This is a genomic window from Microcystis sp. M53603_WE2, from assembly GCF_030065435.1.
The window spans coordinates 1-2,383 of record NZ_JASJFF010000019.1 but is presented as its reverse complement, the minus strand read 5'-3'; the positions used below and the strand labels follow the sequence as shown (position 1 = coordinate 2,383).

General features: G+C 47.3%; 2 protein-coding genes. Both read right to left on the bottom strand.

The features are described from left to right. The coding region (locus PX481_RS00510) for a ribulose-bisphosphate carboxylase large subunit (RefSeq protein WP_288093083.1) at positions 1 to 1,228 on the bottom strand (1,228 nt) is incomplete at its 3' end. A 551-nt stretch (positions 1,229 to 1,779) separates the two neighbouring features. After that, a partial coding sequence (gene ccmN, locus PX481_RS00505; protein WP_288093080.1) for a beta-carboxysome scaffolding protein CcmN occupies positions 1,780 to 2,383 on the bottom strand: 604 nt, incomplete at its 5' end.

Genomic DNA, 2,383 nt, shown 5'->3' with positions numbered 1-2,383 from the left:
CGTTACCCCAGGGGTGGCCGAGGGTTCCACCACCGAACTGTAAGCAGGAATCGTCACCGAAGATTTCCACCAACGCGGGCATATGCCAAACGTGGATACCACCAGAAGCAACCGGCATTACCCCGGGTAAGGAAGCGTAGTCTTGGGTGAAGAAAATACCACGAGCGCGATCTTCTTCTACATAGTCTTCACGCATTAGGTCAACAAAACCCATCGTGATGCCGCGTTCACCTTCGAGTTTACCGACAACGGTTCCCGAGTGCAGGTGATCACCACCAGAGAGACGTAAGCACTTAGCCAAAACGCGGAAGTGGATACCATGATTTTTCTGACGGTCGATAACCGCGTGCATTGCCCGGTGAATGTGGAGCAGTAACCCTTTGTCGCGGCAGAATTTCGCTAGGGTGGTGTTAGCGGTGAAACCACCGGTGAGGTAGTCGTGCATGATGATGGGGGTTTTGATTTCGGCAGCGAATTCAGCCCGTTGCATCATCTGCTCGCAGGTAGGAGCAGTTACGTTGAGGTAATGTCCTTTAACTTCGTTGGTTTCTGCTTGGGATTTAACGATCGCCTCTTGGACGAAAAGGAAACGATCGCGCCAACGCATGAAGGGTTGAGAGTTAATATTTTCGTCGTCTTTGGTGAAGTCTAAACCACCGCGGAGACATTCATAAACGGCACGACCATAGTTTTTAGCGGAAAGGCCGAGTTTGGGTTTGATGGTGCAACCGAGTAGGGGGCGACCGTATTTGTTTAATTTGTCCCGTTCAACGGTGATACCGTGGGGAGGACCTTGGAAGGTTTTGATTAAAGCGACGGGGAAACGGATATCTTCTAAACGGAGACCGCGTAGAGCTTTGAAACCGAAAACGTTACCAACGATCGAGGTGAGGATGTTGGTGACGGAACCTTCTTCAAATAGATCTAAAGGATAGGCAACGAAACAGAAGAATTGGTTATCTTCGTTGGGTACGGGTTCGATATCATAACAACGACCTTTATAGCGATCGAGGTCGGTTAAGTTATCGGTCCAAACGGTGGTCCAGGTACCTGTGGAAGATTCCGCCGCTACTGCCGCACCTGCTTCTTCCGGAGGAACTCCGGGTTGGGGTGTCACCCGGAAGCAAGCTAGTAGATCGGTATCTTTGGGGGTGTAGTCGGGGGTGTAGTAGGTCAGTCGGTAGTCTTTTACGCCGGCCTGGAAACCTTTGGATTTGGCTTGCACCATTGGGATTATTCCTCCATAAACTGCATGATTAGTCGCACCTGTAAAATCTCGCCGTCAACCGACATAGATTTTTCTTAAGCTCCTTTCCCCTGCTGCCAGGAGCGAAGTTAGGGAGCAATTTTCACTAATGTTTTTTTCAACTGATCATCTTAACACGAACTTTATCCTATTCTGATCATTTTTTTTCTCTATCCCTAAAATTTTGATTGTTTTTTTTTCTCGGGGGGATTAGTTTCTTTAATCTGTCGTCATCTAACTTTAACAATCTCTACAAAAACACAAAAAAATCAACAAAAATTTACCTGATTGACACGCAGAAACTTCTGCTCATCAGGCTTTGAGCGATTAAAACTACTCTTTAATTGAGGAAGATTATCAATAATTACAACCTCAAAAAATTGTCGGCAATCGCTAAATATTAACTGGATTTCTAAGCAATTATACCCAGTACCTAGAGCACAGTTAGACAGCAGTGAACTCTAGATAAATTAGGTCTAATTACTTAGTAATTATTGTTGAGATTTTTGGCTTGTGAACGATTATTTTCCCCTTCAAGAATTATGGTTATTGTTGCCATTAAAACGATGACGTTCTGGAAATAGCGTGACCAATAACTGATTGATATAGACCTTTCCGACCACCGATGCTTGATTCGGTCGGTTAGTAGTAGATGCTTGTTCTCTGGTTTCCGCGGGACTGGCCTCGGCGACCATTTCCTCGCCATCCCAAGGACTGGCCACGGTTTCGGATATCACTTCCTCCACTGACGGCACTGGGGACACTTGACTGACTACGGGTTGCGGTTCCGGTAAAGGGGGTCTTTCCGGTTCCGATGGGGTCGCTGACACCTCGATGGTAATTTGACGGGAAGTATCTCCGATCAGGGAACCAGACGGCACGATCGACATCGCTGCCACAGAAGCATTAAAAATCGTTGTGGTTGACCCAATACAGGCATTTTCACCGATTTCACCCCGACCGACGACGAGAACACCTGTACCTAAAATTGCTCCCGCACCGATAGCAATAACACCCTGATAGGCGGTTAAAATTGTTCCCATACCCAGGCAAGCACCCGCACCGATAATTATTTGGCTATTGGGGGCTGCTCGGAGAATCACCCCCGGAGCCACGATCGCACTCTCATCAATGGTT